The organism is Methylosinus sp. H3A, assembly GCF_015709455.1.
Classification (GTDB): Bacteria; Pseudomonadota; Alphaproteobacteria; order Rhizobiales; family Beijerinckiaceae; genus Methylosinus.
On the sequence record NZ_JADNQW010000008.1, the window covers coordinates 45114 to 62502 of the forward strand.

The 17389-nt window shown below is 63.7% G+C and carries 16 protein-coding genes and 2 pseudogenes; 1 reads left to right on the forward strand and 17 read right to left on the reverse strand.

From position 1 onward, the window contains the following. Window positions 1-168: 168 nt before the first annotated feature. From IY145_RS24740 to IY145_RS24750, 3 genes are all read right to left on the reverse strand, one after another. Window positions 169-552 carry a DUF5615 family PIN-like protein gene (locus IY145_RS24740; RefSeq protein ID WP_196410917.1) on the reverse strand — a complete coding sequence of 128 codons (384 nt, stop codon included), beginning with the start codon at window positions 550-552 and terminating at the stop codon, window positions 169-171. A gap of 4 nt (window positions 553-556) precedes the next feature. Then, window positions 557-1174: a DUF433 domain-containing protein gene (locus IY145_RS24745; RefSeq protein WP_196410918.1), complete on the reverse strand. Its 618-nt coding sequence runs from the start codon at window positions 1172-1174 to the stop codon at window positions 557-559. Window positions 1175-1498: 324 nt separating this feature from the next. Beyond that, a protein-coding gene (locus IY145_RS24750; RefSeq protein ID WP_196410919.1) for an IS3 family transposase occupies window positions 1499-2631 on the reverse strand; the annotation gives its coding sequence in 2 pieces (ribosomal slippage) (window positions 1499-2376 and window positions 2376-2631; 1134 coding nt in all). A 485-nt stretch (window positions 2632-3116) separates the two neighbouring features. On the opposite strand from IY145_RS24750, the gene IY145_RS24755 reads away from it, so the two are divergent. Beyond that, the gene (locus IY145_RS24755) at window positions 3117-4364 is read left to right on the forward strand and encodes a bifunctional 2-polyprenyl-6-hydroxyphenol methylase/3-demethylubiquinol 3-O-methyltransferase UbiG (protein ID WP_196410920.1); all 1248 of its coding nucleotides are present in this window, start codon (window positions 3117-3119) and stop codon (window positions 4362-4364) included. A 335-nt stretch (window positions 4365-4699) separates the two neighbouring features. Here the strand turns inward: IY145_RS24755 and IY145_RS24760 are convergent. The 14 genes and pseudogenes from IY145_RS24760 to IY145_RS24825 form a co-directional block, all read right to left on the reverse strand. Then, a pseudogene (locus tag IY145_RS24760) lies at window positions 4700-5427 on the reverse strand (IS5 family transposase); the annotation flags it as partial. Window positions 5428-5494: 67 nt separating this feature from the next. Beyond that, window positions 5495-6255 (reverse strand): IS5 family transposase gene (locus tag IY145_RS24765; RefSeq protein WP_196406395.1). Its coding sequence is split into 2 segments (ribosomal slippage): window positions 5495-5922 and window positions 5922-6255, totalling 762 coding nucleotides; the frame shifts between segments, so codons are not numbered across the junction. A 44-nt stretch (window positions 6256-6299) separates the two neighbouring features. After that, a complete protein-coding gene (locus tag IY145_RS24770; protein ID WP_196410921.1) occupies window positions 6300-7208 on the reverse strand; it encodes a F0F1 ATP synthase subunit gamma in 909 nt (302 codons plus the stop codon). Beyond that, entirely contained in the window at window positions 7205-8731 is a 1527-nt protein-coding gene (locus tag IY145_RS24775) for a F0F1 ATP synthase subunit alpha (protein WP_196410922.1), read from the reverse strand. The genes IY145_RS24770 and IY145_RS24775 overlap by 4 nt, the downstream gene beginning before the upstream one ends. Then, on the reverse strand, window positions 8721-9467 hold the full coding sequence (locus tag IY145_RS24780; RefSeq protein ID WP_196410923.1) for a F0F1 ATP synthase subunit delta: 747 nt from the start codon (window positions 9465-9467) through the stop codon (window positions 8721-8723). Before IY145_RS24780 ends, IY145_RS24775 begins: the two co-directional genes overlap by 11 nt. 13 nt (window positions 9468-9480) lie before the next feature. Then, entirely contained in the window at window positions 9481-9726 is a 246-nt protein-coding gene (locus tag IY145_RS24785) for a F0F1 ATP synthase subunit C (RefSeq protein WP_196410924.1), read from the reverse strand. Window positions 9727-9742: 16 nt separating this feature from the next. Next, window positions 9743-10429, reverse strand: a complete 687-nt coding sequence (locus IY145_RS24790) for a F0F1 ATP synthase subunit A (protein ID WP_196410925.1) — start codon at window positions 10427-10429, stop codon at window positions 9743-9745. Continuing rightward, the gene (locus tag IY145_RS24795; RefSeq protein ID WP_196410926.1) at window positions 10426-10707 is read right to left on the reverse strand and encodes an ATP synthase subunit I; all 282 of its coding nucleotides are present in this window, start codon (window positions 10705-10707) and stop codon (window positions 10426-10428) included. Before IY145_RS24795 ends, IY145_RS24790 begins: the two co-directional genes overlap by 4 nt. Next, complete coding sequence (locus IY145_RS24800) at window positions 10704-10994, reverse strand: AtpZ/AtpI family protein (RefSeq protein ID WP_196410927.1); 291 nt, start codon at window positions 10992-10994, stop codon at window positions 10704-10706. The genes IY145_RS24795 and IY145_RS24800 overlap by 4 nt, the downstream gene beginning before the upstream one ends. Beyond that, window positions 10991-11437, reverse strand: coding sequence for a F0F1 ATP synthase subunit epsilon (locus IY145_RS24805; RefSeq protein WP_196410928.1), 447 nt, complete (start codon window positions 11435-11437; stop codon window positions 10991-10993). The genes IY145_RS24800 and IY145_RS24805 overlap by 4 nt, the downstream gene beginning before the upstream one ends. Further along, window positions 11434-12894: a F0F1 ATP synthase subunit beta gene (gene atpD / locus IY145_RS24810; RefSeq protein ID WP_196410929.1), complete on the reverse strand. Its 1461-nt coding sequence runs from the start codon at window positions 12892-12894 to the stop codon at window positions 11434-11436. Before atpD ends, IY145_RS24805 begins: the two co-directional genes overlap by 4 nt. Window positions 12895-12958: 64 nt before the next feature. Then, window positions 12959-13687 (reverse strand): SIMPL domain-containing protein, encoded by a 729-nt coding sequence (locus IY145_RS24815; RefSeq protein ID WP_196410930.1) that lies wholly within the window; start codon window positions 13685-13687, stop codon window positions 12959-12961. 432 nt (window positions 13688-14119) lie between these two features. After that, window positions 14120-14323 (reverse strand): annotated as a pseudogene (locus IY145_RS26065) (ISL3 family transposase); the annotation flags it as partial. A 95-nt stretch (window positions 14324-14418) separates the two neighbouring features. After that, window positions 14419-17292 (reverse strand): discoidin domain-containing protein, encoded by a 2874-nt coding sequence (locus tag IY145_RS24825; protein ID WP_196410931.1) that lies wholly within the window; start codon window positions 17290-17292, stop codon window positions 14419-14421. Between the last annotated feature and the right edge of the window lie 97 nt (window positions 17293-17389).

The window sequence follows — 17389 nt, forward strand, 5'->3', positions numbered from 1 at the left end:
TGCATTATCCGCGATTTCGCGAGCCTCTGAGTGCTAGTTCGGGCCCTAAGAGCCCGAGAAGCTCCAAACCGAAAACGCGCGCACCGAGCCTTTCGCTTGGAAAGCCCTTCGATAGCTTGGCGGATGTGCGTGGCGCCTACGCCAATTCCACTCAGCTGACACCGACGGTCATCCCGAGGCGAATAGGGCGCGGAGCGCGGGTCGACCGTCGGCGTCGAAATCGAGACAGTGATTGATCATCGCGTCCATCGGATCGCCGCCGCGCGTTTCGAGGAAAACGAGGGCCGCTTCGATCAGAGCCCATCCGCGCGCGCGACTGGTCTGGGGCAGGGCGATCAATCCCGGATGGATCGGTTCACGGCCGAGTAGGCCGCGAAAATCGCCGATGTTTTCGGTGACGATGACACGATCCTCGGCGATGCAGAGATCTTTTACCGTGTGGTCGAGCTGACCGCGTCGGCCGACATGAAGCGGGTGAATTGCATCATGGCCGAGATGGGCGAGCTCGATGGCGAAACTCGGCGACAGACACTCGTCGATGAACAATCGCATTCGATCAGGCCGCCGGCCGTCGCGAGACGTTTTGGGGGCGGCCGGAGAGCGGATGCGATCTGGCGAACAGGAGCGCCGCTTCGAGGGCTTCGCGTGGCAGATCCGGATTTTCGGCGACGATGTCGTCCATGCTGTCGCCGTGCTCGAGGCGAGCCTCGATGGAATGCACCGTGAGGCGCGTGCCTTTAATAACAGGCAGTCCTCCTTTGATGCCAGGGACGCTGTCGATCCAAGTCTCGCGCGCTCTCAGATACCGATCGGTGCGCTCGAGCGCCTCACCGGCGAGTTCCCCGATATCGGCCGTTACAGAAGGCGCGATTTCGACGTGCGCGGTCTTCAGACGCGATAGCTCGTGGCTTTTGAGAGCCTTTATCAATTTGCGCTTGCCTGCGATCGTCAGCGTGACGTCACCGGTCAGTCGACGGACCAGCGTGGCGTAGGCGACGCTCTCCACGCCGAGGAAGCGGCGCGTGCCCATCGCCTTGCCGGAGCGCAGGGCGGGAATTTTGCCGGTATGAACCGGCAGTACTTTTTCCTCGATCGCCTTTTCGATGGCCCGTTTGGGTACACCGGCGAGTTCGGCGACTTCGCGCGGCGTGAGATCGGCTGCAGTGCGGGTCATGCTCGCCTCTAAATTGGTTCCTAATTAGGGATAGGTTATATGATGGAGTGAGAAAATCCAATGTCGATCCGACACGGCGCCGTCGGAATTCGTCCGTCGGACGCCTCGCCGACGCTATACGCATGCGCCGAGCGAGGTCTCACCGGAGGACCTCGCAACGGCGCGGCGAAGCTCGCAGAGAGCCGGCCTCGCCTATTTGGACAGCGCCCCACGAAAATAAGGTGGAATCCTGCCGGGGTTTGCCGAACGCGGGGCTTTCGCGATTTTGTCGCGGCGTCGGGAGGGCGTAGCCCGACCAGAGGCGCGACAAAATCGTGGCGACGATCATGCCGCCATCACGGTCTCTCCACGACCAAAATAAGCCTCGTCTGGCGTGCGGGCGTCGAGGCTCGAATGCGGGCGCCGCTCATTGTAAAAGGCCAGATATTCGGCGATCGACGCGCGCGCCTCGGACACGCTGTCATAGGCGCGCAGATAGACCTCTTCATATTTGACGCTGCGCCACAGCCTCTCGACGAACACATTGTCGCGCCAGGCGCCCTTGCCGTCCATGCCGATGGCGATTTTCGCATCGAGCAGCACGCTCGTAAAGTCATGGCCGGTGAACTGGCTGCCCTGGTCCGTGTTGAAGATTTCGGGTCTGCCATGCTTTGCCCGCACCTCTTTCAACGCCTCGACGCAAAACTCCGCCTCCATCGTGATCGATACGCGATGCGCCAGCACGTGCCGGTTCGCCACGTCGACGACCGCCGCGAGATAGACGAAGCCGCGCCGCATCGGGATATAGGAGATGTCCGTCGCCCAGACATGATCGGGCCGCTCGATCTTCACGCCGCGCAGGAGATAAGGGTAGATCTTGTGCCCCGGCGCGGGCTTGCTCGTGTTGGGACGCCGATAGATCGCGGCAATGCCCATCCGCTTCATCAGCGTCGCCACATGGCGGCGACCGACGACGACGCCCTCGCGCCGCAAAAGATCGCGCAGCATCCGCGCCCCCGCAAAGGGATGTTCGAGATGCAATTCGTCGATCCGCCGCATGAGCTTCAAATCCTCGGCCGAGACGGGCTGCGGCTTGTGGTAGACCGAGCTGCGCGCGACGCCGAGCGCTCGCGCCTGACGGGCGATGGGGAGTTCGTGGCTGCGGTCGATCATCGTTTTACGCTCAGCAATCCCGCTTTGGTGAGCGCGCCGGACAAAAAATCATTGGTCAGCGTCAGTTCGCCGATCTTGGCGTGAAGCGCCTTCAAATCGACCGCCGCTTCCTTCGCTTCCGGTTTTTCCTGACCGAAAACGCCCGCCGCACCTTCGAGAAGCTGGCCCTTCCAAGTCGTGATCTGGTTCGGATGAATGTCGAACTGCTGCGCGAGTTCGCTGAGCGTCTTCTCGCCCTTGATCGCGGCCAAAGCCACTTTCGCTTTAAACGCCGGGGAATGCGTCCGGCGGCTCTTCTTCGTCATCGAATGCTCCTGATTCGCAGCGAGAATCCTCGCCGCTGTCAGGCAGAAAATCCACTCAAGACACTGTCCGAATTTCCGAGGCCGGCTCTTTTAGAACCGCCGGACGAACTGCCCCCGAAATTTGGAGCGCGGTGCTCGCCGCCTGATCCCCGGCAAAATGCCGAACCTGATCGCGTGCCCATTCCCTCAATTTGCACCGCAACCTATCAGCCCGCATCTCGCTGCGGCCTATCTGCGGGCGGTGCTGCTGCGCCGCGGCGTGCGGCGCGCATTCCGCCTTCCGCGCGACAGAGGCGGATCTCACGGGCGAACATTTCTAAATGCGATGTCGGATACCTGCTTTTCAAGCCGTACGCGAGCACTTATAGAGGTATCGGGGATCTTGGAGGCTGTCGTTTTCGTCGTGCCAGTAGGTAGCAGCTTCGTTGTAGATCACGCCCAAAAAAGACAATCGGAGCCAGCCCCTGGCATCCTTCGAGGTTATTATGAAGCGCCTGTCAACTACCAAGGAAATCGATGAAATGCTCGCCGAGTGTGAGCGGGCGGCGGCCATTTCGGACAACGCGCTGAGGGACGTCTTCAATTCTTATCACTTAGCACCGCCAACCGATTTACCATCAGACCCGTTTTCCGTTGAATATCTTCGCTATCAGATGGATTTCTATCAGAGAATTTCAGGAAAAGCCTACGATCGTCAGAACGAAGTAACAAAATTTGATGTAGCTGGTGCCGTCAGGTTTCCCTACCCTTATCAGACGAATAGCCATCTACGCGCGGGCGAACACTATCAGGCGATGGGGTTCCTGCTGCGCAGTTTGTCTCTCGGCCATCCTTCACGCATATTGGAGTTTGGCCCAGGGTGGGGAAATACCACGCTCGCGCTCGCGAGGCTTGGCCATAAAGTCACTGCTGTGGATATAGAGGTCTCGTTCTGCGAACTCATCAAACGACGCGCTGCGCTTTATGACCTTGATATCGAAGTCATTAATGACGATTTCTATTTGTCTGAACGCCTGAATCGTCAGTTCGACGCGGTTCTATTTTTCGAGTGTTTCCATCACTGCGCTGACCACAATCGGCTACTGACGGCGCTCGACCGCGTCGTAGCACCCGGTGGCGCGATTTACTTTGGATCGGAGCCGATTTCGTCAGATTTTCCCATGCCCTGGGGATTGCGGCTCGACGGGGAGTCGATGTGGGCGGTGCGACGCATGGGCTGGATGGAGCTTGGTTTTCGCGACGATTATTTTCGCGAAGCGCTGACCCGGAAGGGATGGCTGGGCGAGCGTTTTGCTTCGCGAGACATGGCTTGGAATTGCGTTTGGAAGGCCACGCGTCGCAAAGAGTTTAAATTTGAGTTCCGCGCAACCGATCCCCGGTTAAAGACGGCGGTCGGCATCAAAAGAAACGATGGCGTCGCATTCAATCCGCAGGAGTCTGGCCTCTGTCTCTTTGGCCCCTACATCCACCTTCCCGCTGGAAATTATGCCGCGACTCTTGTTTTTGCGCCCGGCCTGGCTGGCGAAGCGCTTATGGATGTCGCCGTGGATAGCGGCCAGCGGCAAATTGCGCGGCAGAAATTAACGTCCGCATCACTGAAAGACGACTCGGCGACGCTGACTTTTTTCCTGGCAGATGAAAGCGAGATGGTTGAGGTGCGCCTCTTCTCGGAGCAAGGTTTCCAGGGGGTACTCAAAGAACTCAAGATACAGCTGGTGCCGTCGCCCGACTAGCTACTTTGGCAAACTAGAGTATCCGTTATGGACAAGGGGCTTTTTCAGCCCAAATGCGATCATCGCGCGGTGTTGGTGCATGGATATGCTTACGCCCTCTCCTGATGTTATCGTTTGGGAGCGTCTTCGCCGTGGCAGCTTGATCTGCTTTCCGCAAGAAGCCCGGCGCGACATTCCAGTGCCGTCCACCAGCTCCAATGACGGTCACAGATTTGCGATTGTAGCGGGTCAGCGTGCCGTCGGCCGTACGCCCTTGCCCATCTTCAAACGTCACACGGTCGCTGACGTGCCCCTGAAAAATCCCACCAGTATCGATTAGGGCCTGTTGGGATTCGCCGTGAGCTTATCACGGCGGCGGCGAGATAGATCATGCGGAGAAGCTCTGATCTGTCTTGTCGGCTCGCATCGCGATGCGCTTGAACTCTTTGAGCTTCCCGAAGAAATTTTCCGATCAGATGCCGCCATTTATGCGGCTGGCTGCGGCGCGGATGTTGTGAAATCACGACCTTGGCGCCGCGCTCGTCGAGATCTGCGATGATGGCGTTGCTGTCGAAGGCCTTGTCGGCGATCAGCGCCGCGAAAGACAATCCTTCGATCAACGGCGGCACATCGACGGCGTCGAAACGCTGCCCCGGCATCAGACGAAAGCGCACGAGATTGCCGAGCGCATCGGTGAGCGCCAGAATTTTCGTGGTCACGCCGCCTCGGGATTTGCCTATGGCCTGGCTCGAAGTCCCCCTTTTGCGCCCTGACCGTGGCGATGGACCTTCACGATCGTCGCATCGACCATGACATATTCCATGTCGGGCTCATCAGAGACAGCGTCGAACATTCGCTGCCAGACATCCGCCTTCACCCAGTCGCGAAAACGCGTGTATGCAGTGCTCCAGTTGCCGAAAAGCGCTGGCAGATCGCGCCAGGGACTTCCTGTGCGCGCGATCCACAACACTGCCTCCACGAAGAGGCGGTTGTCCCTGCCGCTGCGGCCGGGATCACTGGCCTTGCCGAGGCAACGCGGCTCAATCTTCGCCCATTGGGCGTCCGTCAATACGAAGCGATTCATCCAAAGCTTGAATCACGCCAAGCTAAAAATGGGAATCTTGAATCCCAACAGGCCATAGGCTCAGGACTCATTGATTGAGATAGAAGGCGACAGCGGCGGCGATGCATATGGCGGAGAAGAAGGCGTGCGCGCATCGATCGTAACGGGTGGCGATGCGCCGCCAGTCTTTGAGCTTGGCGAAGAGGTTCTCGATCTTATGACGTTGCCGGTAGAGCGCCTTGTCGTAATCGAGAGGCTTCTTACGGCTCTTTGTCGGCGGAATGCAGGGCTCGGTCCCGCGTTCCGCGAGCGCTCGCCGAAACCAGTCGCTGTCGTAGCCGCGATCTGCGATCAGGGCCGAGGACGGCGGCAGCGCGTCGAGCATCGGCCTCGCGCCTTTGTGATCGCTCATCTGCCCTTCGGTCAACATCATGACAAGCGGCTTGCCGGCGCCGTCGCAAACGACGTGGAGCTTGGAGTTCAGCCCGCCTTTCGTGCGGCCGATACAGCGGGAAAGAGCCCCTTTTTTAGGAGGCTCGCCGCCGTCCGATGCGCTTTCAGATGAGTGGAGTCGATCATGATCCGCTCCGGCTTCGGCCCTTCTCCCGCGAGCGCGGCGAAGATACGATCGAAGACGCCGAGCCGGCTCCAACGGATGAAGCGATTGTAGAGCGTCTTGGGCGGCCCATACTCCTTCGGGGCGTCCTTCCATTGCAGGCCATTCTTGATGACGTAGACGATCCCGCTGACCACGCGGCGGTCGTCCACCCGCGGCACGCCGTGCGCCAAGGGAAAGTGAGGGGAAATTCGCGCCATCTCCGCTTCGCTCAGCAAAAACAAATCACCCATCAAAGCCTCCATTTCGGAGACCTTGAATCACGCCTCACTCCAAATTAATAGGTCCTGAGCCTAGGCCCGCGCCGCAAGAAGTTGGCGCGGGCTCCCTCGGAAGTTGGCCTTACGAGCTCGACGATCTCTTCGGTGATTTCCTCCTGCCGCTTTTGGCGATGCCACGCCTCCAGCTCTTCGAGAGTCTTTTGCACATTGTTGCGGGCTTCGATCATCGCGCGCATTCGCGCTTCGTTTTCTGCGGCGAAGGACAGCACCACCGCCTCGCATAATTCGGCGAAGACATATTCTTGCGCCAGGCTCTCGATGAGCGCTTCGGGCGCTAGGGTGACGAGCGGCGGGACGAGACGCGGCGCCGTTGGAAAGCGGGCGAGATCGAGAGGAATCAGTGATCGCTCGATGATTTCGACGCTGGCGGCGCTCGGCGTTCCGTGAATGAGCGTCACGCGATCCGCGCTATGTTCGCCGAGTCTCCGATACAGCGCGTCGGCGATCCGTTCGGCGAGCGACGGCGCGTCGTCGACGCGCGAGGCCATCGGCAGCGTCCAGTCGATTGGCAAGCCTCTTTCGTGGGCGAGGGTCCCGCCACGCTCTCCGACGATGAGAACGCTCGCGCGCTCTTTGCCAGCGCCCGCGGCGAGCCGCGTCGCCGCCGTGAGAATGCGCTCGTTGAACGCGCCGACGAACCCGCGTCCCGAGCAAAAGGCCAGGATGATGTGGCCGGAAACGGGCCGATGATTGCCCGCATTGCGCAGATGTGGCGTTTCCGCCATCAGAGCGAGCGCTGCGCCGATCGCTTCGCCAAGGGCCGCCGCATAAGCGCGCACGCCATCGAGACGCGATTGGGCCTCGCGCGCTCGAACCGCGGCCACGCCGCGCATCGCCGTGACAACGCTTTCGAGCTGACGGGTCGCGACGATATGCGCGTTTATGTCGCTCGAGCGCTCCGTCATGACGCCGGCGCCCCGAGCTCTGTCGCGAGGTCTCGCACTTTCGCCGCCAGATCCGCGCGTTTCGCCGCATCGAGCGGCGCGCCATGCGCGAGCGCGGCGACGCTTTGGGCAGCGACGGAATCGAGATGCGCAGGAAGTCTCGCCGTCAGCAGCGGAATGGCCGCGACGGGCAGGGAGTCGAGAATCCCCGCGTCCAAGGCGGCGAGCAGAGCGACCTGATCGGCGAGGCGCAGAGGCGTGAAACGAGGCTGCGTCAGCAGCGCGCGAATGCGTTCGCCGCGGATCATGTCGCGCTCGATCCGCGCGTTCGACATGCCGCCGAAGCGCGTGAACATTTCGAGCTCGAGAAACTGCGAGTATTGCAACCGCAACCTTCCCGAGACGTCTCGCAGCGCCTCCGGCTGCGCGCGGCCGCCGACGCGGCTGACCGATAGACCGACGTCGACGGCCGGCCGGCGGCCGGCGGCGAACAAGCGGCGATCGAGCACGATCTGGCCGTCGGTGATGGAGATGAGATTGGTCGGAATATAGGCCGAGAGATTGCCGGAATCGGTCTCGGCGATCGGGAGCGCGGTCAGTGAGCCGCCGCCGAGCTCCTTCGACAATTTGGCGGCGCGCTCCAGCAGCCGCGCATGGACATAGAATATGTCGCCGGGATAGGCCTCGCGTCCCGGCGGCTCATGCGTCAGCAGAGCGAGCTCGCGATGGGTGACCGCGTGCTTGCTCAAATCGTCGATGACGACGAGCGCGTGACCGCCGCGATCACGGAAGAACTCCGCCATGGTGACGCCCGCGAAGGGCGCGATCCATTGCAGGCCGGGAGGCGCGGCGGCCGAGGCGACGACGAAGATCGAGCGCTCCGCGGCGCCTCGCCTCCTCACCGCTTCGATCGCGCGCTCCACCGCGGTCATCCGTTGCCCGACGGCGACATAGACGCAGACGAGGTCCGAATGACGCTGGTTGATGATGGCGTCGATGGCGATCGAGGTCTTGCCGGTGGCGCGATCGCCGATGATGAGCTCGCGTTGGCCGCGCCCCAGAGCGAACATCGAGTCGACGACCAATATGCCGGTCTCGACCGGCTCGGTCACGAGATCGCGCGCGATGATGCTCGGGGCCTCGCGCTCGACGGGATGAAACGCGGCGGCGGAGATCGGCTCGCCGCCGTCGAGAGGGCGCCCCAGCGGATCGACGACGCGGCCGAGTAGCCCATCGCCGACCGGCGCGCGCGCAACCTCGCCCGTGCCGAAGACGCGCGCGCCGGCCTCGATCGATTCGCCCGAATCGAGAAGCACGACGCCGATACGGTCCGCTTCGAGCGCGAGCGCAAAGCCCAGCTGGCCGCTCTCGAAACGCAGCAGCTCATTGAGCTGGACCTGAGGCAGACCGGAGACGAAGGCGATTCCGTCGGCGAAGCTCTCGACCCGACCGACTGTCTCGACTTTCGGCCCGAGATCGATCTCCGCGAGCGCCGCGCGGCCGCGCGCGAGCCATTCGCCGGAGGCCGACGAGTCATCCGGCATTTTCCCGCTCCGTCAGCAAGGTTGCGGAAATGCGCTCGAGATCGGCGCGCAGGCTGTTGCGGATGCTCGTGTGATTGTTCTCCAATTCGAGGCCGGCGAGCAATGTCGGATCGACGCGAAGGGTGAATTGCAACGGGCGCCCGAGAGCGCGCTCGAACGCGCTCCTGCAAAGGGAGTCTTCCTCGGCGGTCAACGGGCGCGGCGCGGTCAGCGTCGCGTCGCCGCGCAGACGGAAATCCACGCGCTCCGGCTCCGGCAGAGCGGCGATCGCCTCGGCGAGACCCTCGACGAAGCCTGCGACGCGCGACTCCTGCGGCAGCCTGTCGAGCAGACGCCGGGCGATGTCGACGGAAAGGAGGCTGGCGCGCTCGGCTTCGGCGCGGCGCTCCGATTTTTCGAGGCGCTCGATCTCGGCGCGCATGTCGGCCCGCATGCGATCGGCGTCGGCCTCGGCGGAGTCGAGCAGCTCCCGGCTCGCCGCCTTCGCCTCCTCCGTGGCGGCGCGGATCGTCTCCGCGCGCTTCGACGCGATCTCCTCGACGGCGGCCCGCGCTTTCTCTTCCAATGTTCGAGCCGCGGCTTCGGCGGCGGCGGCTTCGTCGAGAAGGCGCTGCGCCTCGGCCTTGCGATCGGCGAGGATCGACGCGATCGGACGGAAGAGAAAACGGGAGAGCAGCCAGATCAGCACGAGCGCATTGACCGTCTGCAAACCGAGCGTCCACCAGTCGATCTGCATGCGTGCGCGCGCCTTATTTGACGAAAGGATTGGCGAAGAGAAGCAGCAGCGCGATCACGAGACAATAGATCGCCATGGTCTCGATCATCGCGAGGCCGACGAACAATGTGCGCGACAGGACGCCAGCGGCCTCCGGTTGGCGTGCGATCGCGTCCATGGCCGCGGCGACCGCCATGCCTTCCGCGATCGCCGGGCCGATCGCGCCGAAAGACACGGCCACGGCGGCGGCGATCACGCTGATATATTGAATATCGTCCATTTCGCGGCTTCCTCCGCTATCGACCTTCGCGCGCTCGAGAGTCGCGCTCCTCGACCGCCGCGCCGATGAACACCATGGCGAGCGTCGCGAAAATGTAGGCCTGGACCGCGCCGGTCAGCAAATCGAGCGCCATCAGCGGTATCGGCACGAGCAGACCGGCGAGTGAGAGGACGATGCCGATGACGAACACGCCGCTCATTATGTTCCCGAACAGGCGAACGATCAGCGAGAAGGTCCGCGTGATCTGCTCGATGAGGTTGAGCGGGATCATGACGAAGCTCGGCTCGGCGAAAGTCGCGAGATAGCCGAGCGGGCCGCGCGTGCGCAGGCCGTGATAGATGGTCGCGCAAAAGACGATGAGCGCGAGCGCGGCGTCCGTCTCCAGCCGCGCGGTGGGCGGCTCGACGCCGGGAATGAGCGACGACCAATTGGCGCCGAGCACGAACAGGAAGATCGTTCCCAGCAGCGCTCGGTAGGGCGCCGGATCCGCGCCCAAAGTATCCCTTATCTGTCCGTCGAGCGTCTCGACGAAGAGCTCGAGCGCGGATTGCGCGGTCCCCGGCCGCAGTGAGAGCCGCCGCGTCACGACGAGGCTCGCGAGCGTGAGCGCAGCCATCAGAAACCATGTGACGACGACGGGCTTGCTGATCGGCGCTGGTCCGAGCTGAAAGCCGGGCTCTAGCGCGAGCGGCGAGGATTTCATCGAAGGCCTCCCAATCGACGCAGAACGGCGCGCCTCGCGACGAGCAATCCCAGAGCGCCGGAGAGCAGGGCGATGGCTCCGATTTTCGCGAGCGCCGTCAACGCCAGGGCGAGGGCGCCGAAGCGCGCCATGAGCAGGAGTAAGGCCTTGGGCGTCGCGCCCCGCTCGAAGAGATCGACGTTCCAGCGCAAGGCGATGAAATAGGCGAAGCCCGCGGCGAGGCCCGCCCCCGCGCCGAGCGCGAGTTGGAACACGAGTGAGGCGGCGGGAGGGGTCATTGACGCGACATCCATTTCCAGGCGAGCCACAGGCCGGCGCCGGCCCCGATCATGACGAGGGGAGCCGAGAAGAACACGCCCGTGGCGTAGGTCCTGTCGAGCCAGCGGCCGAGGAACAGTCCGGCGAGCGCCGGAAGGACAATGGTCCAGCCGAGCGCGCCGATCTGCCCCAGCCGTCGTCCGAGCGAGGGCTCGGCCTGCTCGCGCAACAGCTCGCGGCGCTCGGCGGCCAGGCGCGAAGCTTCCGCCATAGGGTCGCGCTCTCGCTCGTGGCCGGGCTCGCTCATGGCGCGTCCTTTCCGTCGCCGAATAATTCCGAAACGCTCGAAGGATGCAGATAGCGGACGAGCTGACGCACGGCGCTGGCGTGCAGCCGCGTCTCCTCGACGCGAGCGCGCGCCGACGCGTCCTTCTCCGCCGCCCGCGCCGACTCGACCTCGGCTTCCAGCTTTCGCAAATCGCCGCCCATTACGCCTTGTCGGCATGCGATCGACACGCTCTCGCCTTTTCGGACGGTCATCACGCCGCCTCGGATCGCGCAATAGCGCTCGGTCCCGTCGGAGGCTCGCCAGCGTACGACCGACGGCGGCAGCACTGTCAGCAGATCGGCGTGTCCGGGCAGGAGCCCGAATCCGCCGCTCTTGTCCTCGACTCGAACGGAGCGCACGCCGGTTTCATCGAGGAGGACGACGTTCGGCGTCGTGATGGTGAGCCGCAATGCTCTGCTCATGCCCGTCCTCCCCTCGTCTCGGCGTCCTGGAGAGCCGCGGCCTTCTCCTTCAGCTCCGCCTCTCCGAGCGCTCCGACCATATAGAAGGAGCTTTCACGCCATTCGTCGCAGGCGCCGGAGAGAATCGCTCGGCAGCCCGCGAGCGTGTCGGCGAGCGGGACCGATCGCCCCGGCGCGCCGGTGAAGGCCTCGGTCACGGCAAAAGGTTGCGTAAGGAAGCGCTGCAGTCGGCGCGCGCGCGCGACGAGCCTGCGGTCCTCGGCCCCGAGCTCCTCGACGCCGAGCAGAGCGATCACATCCTGCAATTCGAGGTAATGTTCGATGACGCGGCGGACGTCCTCCGCGACATTGGCATGCTCCTCGCCGACGACCAGCGGGTCGAGCAGAACGGAGGACGAGGCGATCGGATCGATCGCCGGATACATGCCCTCCGCCGCCATCTGCCGCGACAATACGATCATGCTGTCGATATGCGTCGCAATCGTCGTCACCGCCGGGTCGGTGAAATCGTCCGCAGGGACATAGACCGCCTCGATCGCCGTCACTCCGACGCCGCCGACCGAGGCGATCCGCTCGTGCAGCGCCGCCACTTCGCTCGCGAGCGTCGGTTGATAGCCGACGCGCGAGGGCAATCGCCCGAGCAGGCCCGAAACCTCCGCCCCGGCCTGGACGAAACGGAAGACATTATCCATCAGCAGCAACACGTTCTGGCGCTTCTCGTCGCGGAAATATTCCGCGATCGTCAAAGCGGTGAGCGGCACGCGCCAGCGGGCTCCGGGAGGCTCGTTCATCTGGCCGTAGACCAGCACGGTGCGGTCGAGGACGCCCGAGCGGCCCATGTCGAGCAGCAGCTCATGACCTTCGCGCGAGCGCTCGCCGACGCCGGCGAACACCGACACGCCCCGATAGCCCGAGACCATTGCGTGAATGAGCTCCATCACGAGCACGGTCTTGCCGACGCCCGCCCCACCGAACATCGCGGCCTTGCCGCCTTGCGCGATGGGGGTCAGCAGATCGATGATCTTGATCCCCGTCGCGAAAATCTCGGCGCCTCGCGGCCGCTCGGCGAGCGGCGGCGGTGCGCGATGGATCGGCCGGCGTGGCGCGTCTGCGGGCAGGGGCGGCCCATTGTCGCCCACGCCGCCCGTCACATCGATCAACCGTCCGAGAGTCGCATCGCCGACAGCGATCGCGATCGGGCCGCCGGTCGCCCTGACCCTGCGTCCACGCGACAATCCGACGGTCGATTGCAGAGCGATGGCCCGTATGCTGTTGCGGTCGAGATGCGCCTGCACCTCTACGTAGATTTCTCCGCCGCCGTTCTTCTCGACGATCAGCGCTTCCTCGATCTCCGGCAGCTCGCCCTCTTCGAAACGCACGTCTATCACCGCTCCCCGAACCGCGGAGACCGTTCCATGCCGCGCCGCGGTTTCGGGAGAAAAAGGTGTTTCGCGCATTCGTTTCGACTTTCAGGCCGAGCTCGAGCTCGGAGCTTGAGATCATACACGCAGACAGAGCACGCTAACGCGAAAGCGCCCATGTCACCGAGACTTTTGCCGTGAGCCGTCGCGCGGCGGGCCGCAGAGGCAGGTTGATCGCTCCATTCGCCGACGCGGTGGCCGCAGGCGTCGACTCACGTTTGATTTCGTCGGAGGGCGCCATCTCTTCGTGATCGATTTCAATGATGCGCCCCAGCTTCGAGCCCAAGGCCTCGACATAGCTTCGCGCGCGCTGTTCCGCATTTTTGAGCGCCACGATCCGCAGCCGTTCGAGACGCGCCCTCTCGTCGCTGACGACGAATTCCACGCCCCGAACTTCATTGGAGCCGGCGTCGATGGCGCGCAGGATGAGCGCCCCGGCCTTATCGAGAGAATTCACGAGAACGCTCAACTCGTTTCGCGCTCGGAAGCCCCTGGAGACGCGCCGTCCATGCGCGCCACGCACGGCGGAGTCGTCCGACGTGACGGAGACGAGCGTCGAGCCTGCGGCGCGAATATTCTCGGTTTGTACCCCCTGGCGGACAAGATCGTCCAGCAAGGCTTGCGTCTTCTGCGCGTTCTCGCTCACGGCTTCGACCGCGGTCGGCCTTTCTGTCACGACATCCAGGAAGAGGGTCGCCTTATCGGGAAACTCATCCTCCGACGCCTCTCCCGTCACGGAAATATGCGGGAGCGTATCCTTCAAAGTCTCGGCCGAAGCGCTCGCGAGGAAGACGATGCTCGCCAGCGCAGCGAGAGATAATCGGGCCATCGACTCTGTCCCTTGAAGCGAACGACACGGGTCGCCGCGAAAAATGCACGCTCGGCGCTTCCGGCTCCCGCCGATTCGGCAATCCGAGGCGAGGGCGTGCGTGAAGCATTATCGACCAATATATGGCTCTGTTTCACTCTCGGTGTAGATCGTGGTCGAGTAGCTCCGCCATTCGGCTTCGCCCTCACAGATCAGGACATGTGGCTTTGCCACAGCCGCTCGGCGGCGAAGCCGATCATCTCGCGAAGGAAATCGGCGTCGGGGGACTTTTCCAGAAGCGCTCGCAGGCTCATCATCTCGTCGCGAGTGGCTTGCTCCCGAACTGCTACACCACCAGAGGGGGCACGACCCGACCGCGTGGCCGAGTTGGGCCTGAATGGCCTCGCACAGATTCTGCGCGATATGAAATCGGTCGACGATTTGTCGCGCCTGCGGCGCGCCTTCCTGCGCCCCTTGGGCGATCGACCCGCAGCGATCGCGGCTGACAATCTCAACGCCGGGATGCCGCTTGAGCCAGTCGGCAGTCATGCCTGCGGCGCGTTCTGGAAATAGATCGAGCACTTCCCGCCGCTCCAGGTCCACCACGATGGTCCCGTAAGTGGAACCCTTGCGCCGGGCCCAATCCTCGACGCCCACGACGCGCGTCGCCTCCTCCGAGCGGCGCGCCTTTATGGTCTCTCCCCGGGTCGATCAAGTGCGCAACAGGAAGTGAGGAAGAACCGGCGCACGGCTCAATAGTCGATGACCAGTCGACGGAAATTCGCCGAGGAGATCACATCGCCGGCGATGACGCAGGATTTTCCGTCCGCAAACGCGCGCTTGGCCGCAGGAAAGCGTATCGTGACATGCTTCGGCGACGGACCTGACGAGGCCAGTTCGATCGTCGCCTTCGATTTCGTCCGGCGAGCTCGCAGATCGACGACGCCGAAGGCCGTCGGCAGATCCCGCAGAGTGATCCCGTCGCCGTCCCACCAATGGTCTGGTGCGCCGCGGAACAGCTCCAAGGCATCGCCGTTTTCGCGCAGCAGCATTCTTCGGATCGCAGTGACGAACTCCGCCCCGACCCAAGTGTGCGGCATGTCGCCGATATATTGCGGCGCGCGAGGAGGCATCCAGACCACTTCGGCCCAGTGCCGCCATTTCTCGGGCCGCCGGCGATCGAGAAGCAGATCGAGCAGACCCAATGCGTCCTCGAACCGGCCCAGCGACACGAAGGCATTCAGATTGCGCACGATATAGGGCGTGAAGTTGCCCTCGAAGTCCGGGGCGCCGAGTGATTTTGTTTGCGTAGCGCAGAGGTCGTAGGTTGCTGCAAGCAACTCGGGTGGAAGAACATCCGCTACGCGGCACGGCTCGAAGGCGATCGAGGTCGAGGTGGGATCGACATCCTCACGATCGGCGGAGCCCGCGATCGACCCGTTGCCCATGAGTTCGGACGTCATTCGGATCGAGCGAGAAAGATCCGCGGCGAACTTTCGGCCCCACGTTCGCGCCTGCGCCGCTATCTCCTTCTCGCCTGCCGCGTCGGCGAGAAAGGCGCAGTCCCGAAAGGCGCTCAATGCGAAGAAGTCGTCCCAATAGCTATAGCTCGGCTCACCATAGCCCTCATGGCTTAGGGACGGCGGCAAGAGACCGTGGAAACGGGACGTAGGGCCATGCTGCGCGTTGGTTCGGGCGCAAAGCTCCTCTATGAAGCGCGTCGCTCGGACCACGGGCTCGAGGACCGCCGTCAGGAACGCGCGGTCTTTGGTGATCCGATAGGCCTCCGCGGCGATGCAGACGAACTCTCCCTGCGCGTCGAATTCGATATCGCTACCATAGCCCCGATTTATTGCCCCATCCTCGTCGAGAATGGGCGGGACCATTCCGTTCTCATAGATGCGCTGCGAATACCACAGCACGAACGCCTCGGCCTCTTCGGTCAGCCCCGCCCACAGCAAGGCGAGCGCCTGAGCGGAGCCGTCGCGTATCCATATGCGATCGTAATTTCTGGGGCCGGGCTTGAAGGCGGATCGCGTCGCATTCACGAGGATCAGGGAGATCTGCGCCTCGACCGTCTCGGTGACGTCCGGGTCGCCGACCGATATCCGCCGAGGGCCGATCTTGTTCCGCCAGCGGCGCGCGACCTTCTTGCGCAGGGCGGAGAATTGCTCGTCCGCGTCGGGCGCGACGCCGGCCCGCAGCGGCGCGGCGACGACGATGGCGTCGCTCGCCCCGGGCGGCAGCAAAAATGCGAATTCGACTGCGGCGCTGAGCAGCCCCGAGTCCGAGCGAAGGCTGCGATCCGTCCCGCTCGCGCCGCTCTCGATCAGTCTCACCACGTCTCCATCGTCGAAGTCGGCAACCGTCACCGCGTCCGGTTCACGCGAAAACGCGGCATAGATTTGATCGTCGATCCGCGCCTCGCGTCCCACGACGGCGATGGCGTCGATCGGCGCATGACCGCCGTGCTGCCAATAGGGATTGATCTGCGCGGGCCGCACCGCCAGCACGAGCGCTCCTTTTCGAGGCGCGCGAGATGTGTTGACGATCCGATACTGCACCAGCGCCTGCCCGGCGTGAGCGAGCGCCGTCGCGCGAATTTCCAGTCCATCTATGGACCAAATGACGCTCGGGATCGGCAGTGAGCCGCCGACGAGGGAATGGCGGATGCGCGCGCTCGCCGGCGCCCCATGCAGCTGGTCGCCTGATCGCAGCAGCGGGGTGATCTGCGGCGACCCGCGGCGGGGTTCGAGGTCGCCATATTCGTCGAAAAGCGCTTCTCCTTCTCGATCGAATTCTCCCAGCACGGTCCAATAGACTTGACGGCCGAGCAGCGATTGCGGGTAGAGCTCGCCGCGCCCGGCGCGCGCCGCCCGCTCTAGCTGGCCGATGGGCATGCGATCGCTGTCGAGGATGCGGAGCTTGAGCTCGTCGACGACGGCGCCTTCGGGCCCGCTCGCTTCGTGCAGCGTCAGGCGAAGAAACCGACTGCTCGCGCGCGGCCACCAGAAGCTGCCATTTCCCCCTCCGCCGGCCGTGATGCGGCCGAGCTCGCGGAAATTTTCGCCATCATCGGAGAGATAGGCCGAGAAATCCAGTCCATAGCTCTCTCCCCACTCGACGAGCGCGCCGACCACGGATCTGACGAAACGGAAGTCGACGGTTATGCTTTCGCCCGCGCGCAGGCGGACCGGCGCATGGCCGAGCGCGGCGATCCGCTCCGCTTCCAGCGTCGTCGCGGCGTCGGCCGGGCCGTAGAGATTGATTTCGACGATGTCTGGACCCGGCCGGCGCTCCGGATTCTCGGCGCTCCAGCGCAAGAAACGAGCCAGCGTCGGCGGAAAGGCGAAAATCTCCTGGCCGCCTTCGCCGTGCCCGGAGCCGCAGACGCGCATCCATCGCTTTCCGTCCGGCGAGCCCTCGAACCAATATTCGCTCGACGCGCGCCGCCCCCAGTAGATTTCCAGCCCGCCGAGCACGGCCGCCTCGCCGAGATCGATCTCGAGCCACGGCCTTGCCGACGGTTCGGCCGACCATGCGGTGGAATAGCGATCGTCGATCGCATGTCGCGGATCGCCGCAGCTGGCCGTCGCCTTCCACGCGGCTTTCGGCGGGACGTTCATCTATCGCTTCCGACGGACGTCATGCGCGTCCCGCCGCCGATTAACTCCCGACGCTGCGCCGGAGGCAAGCCTCGCCTTCGACAGCCTCGCCTTCGCG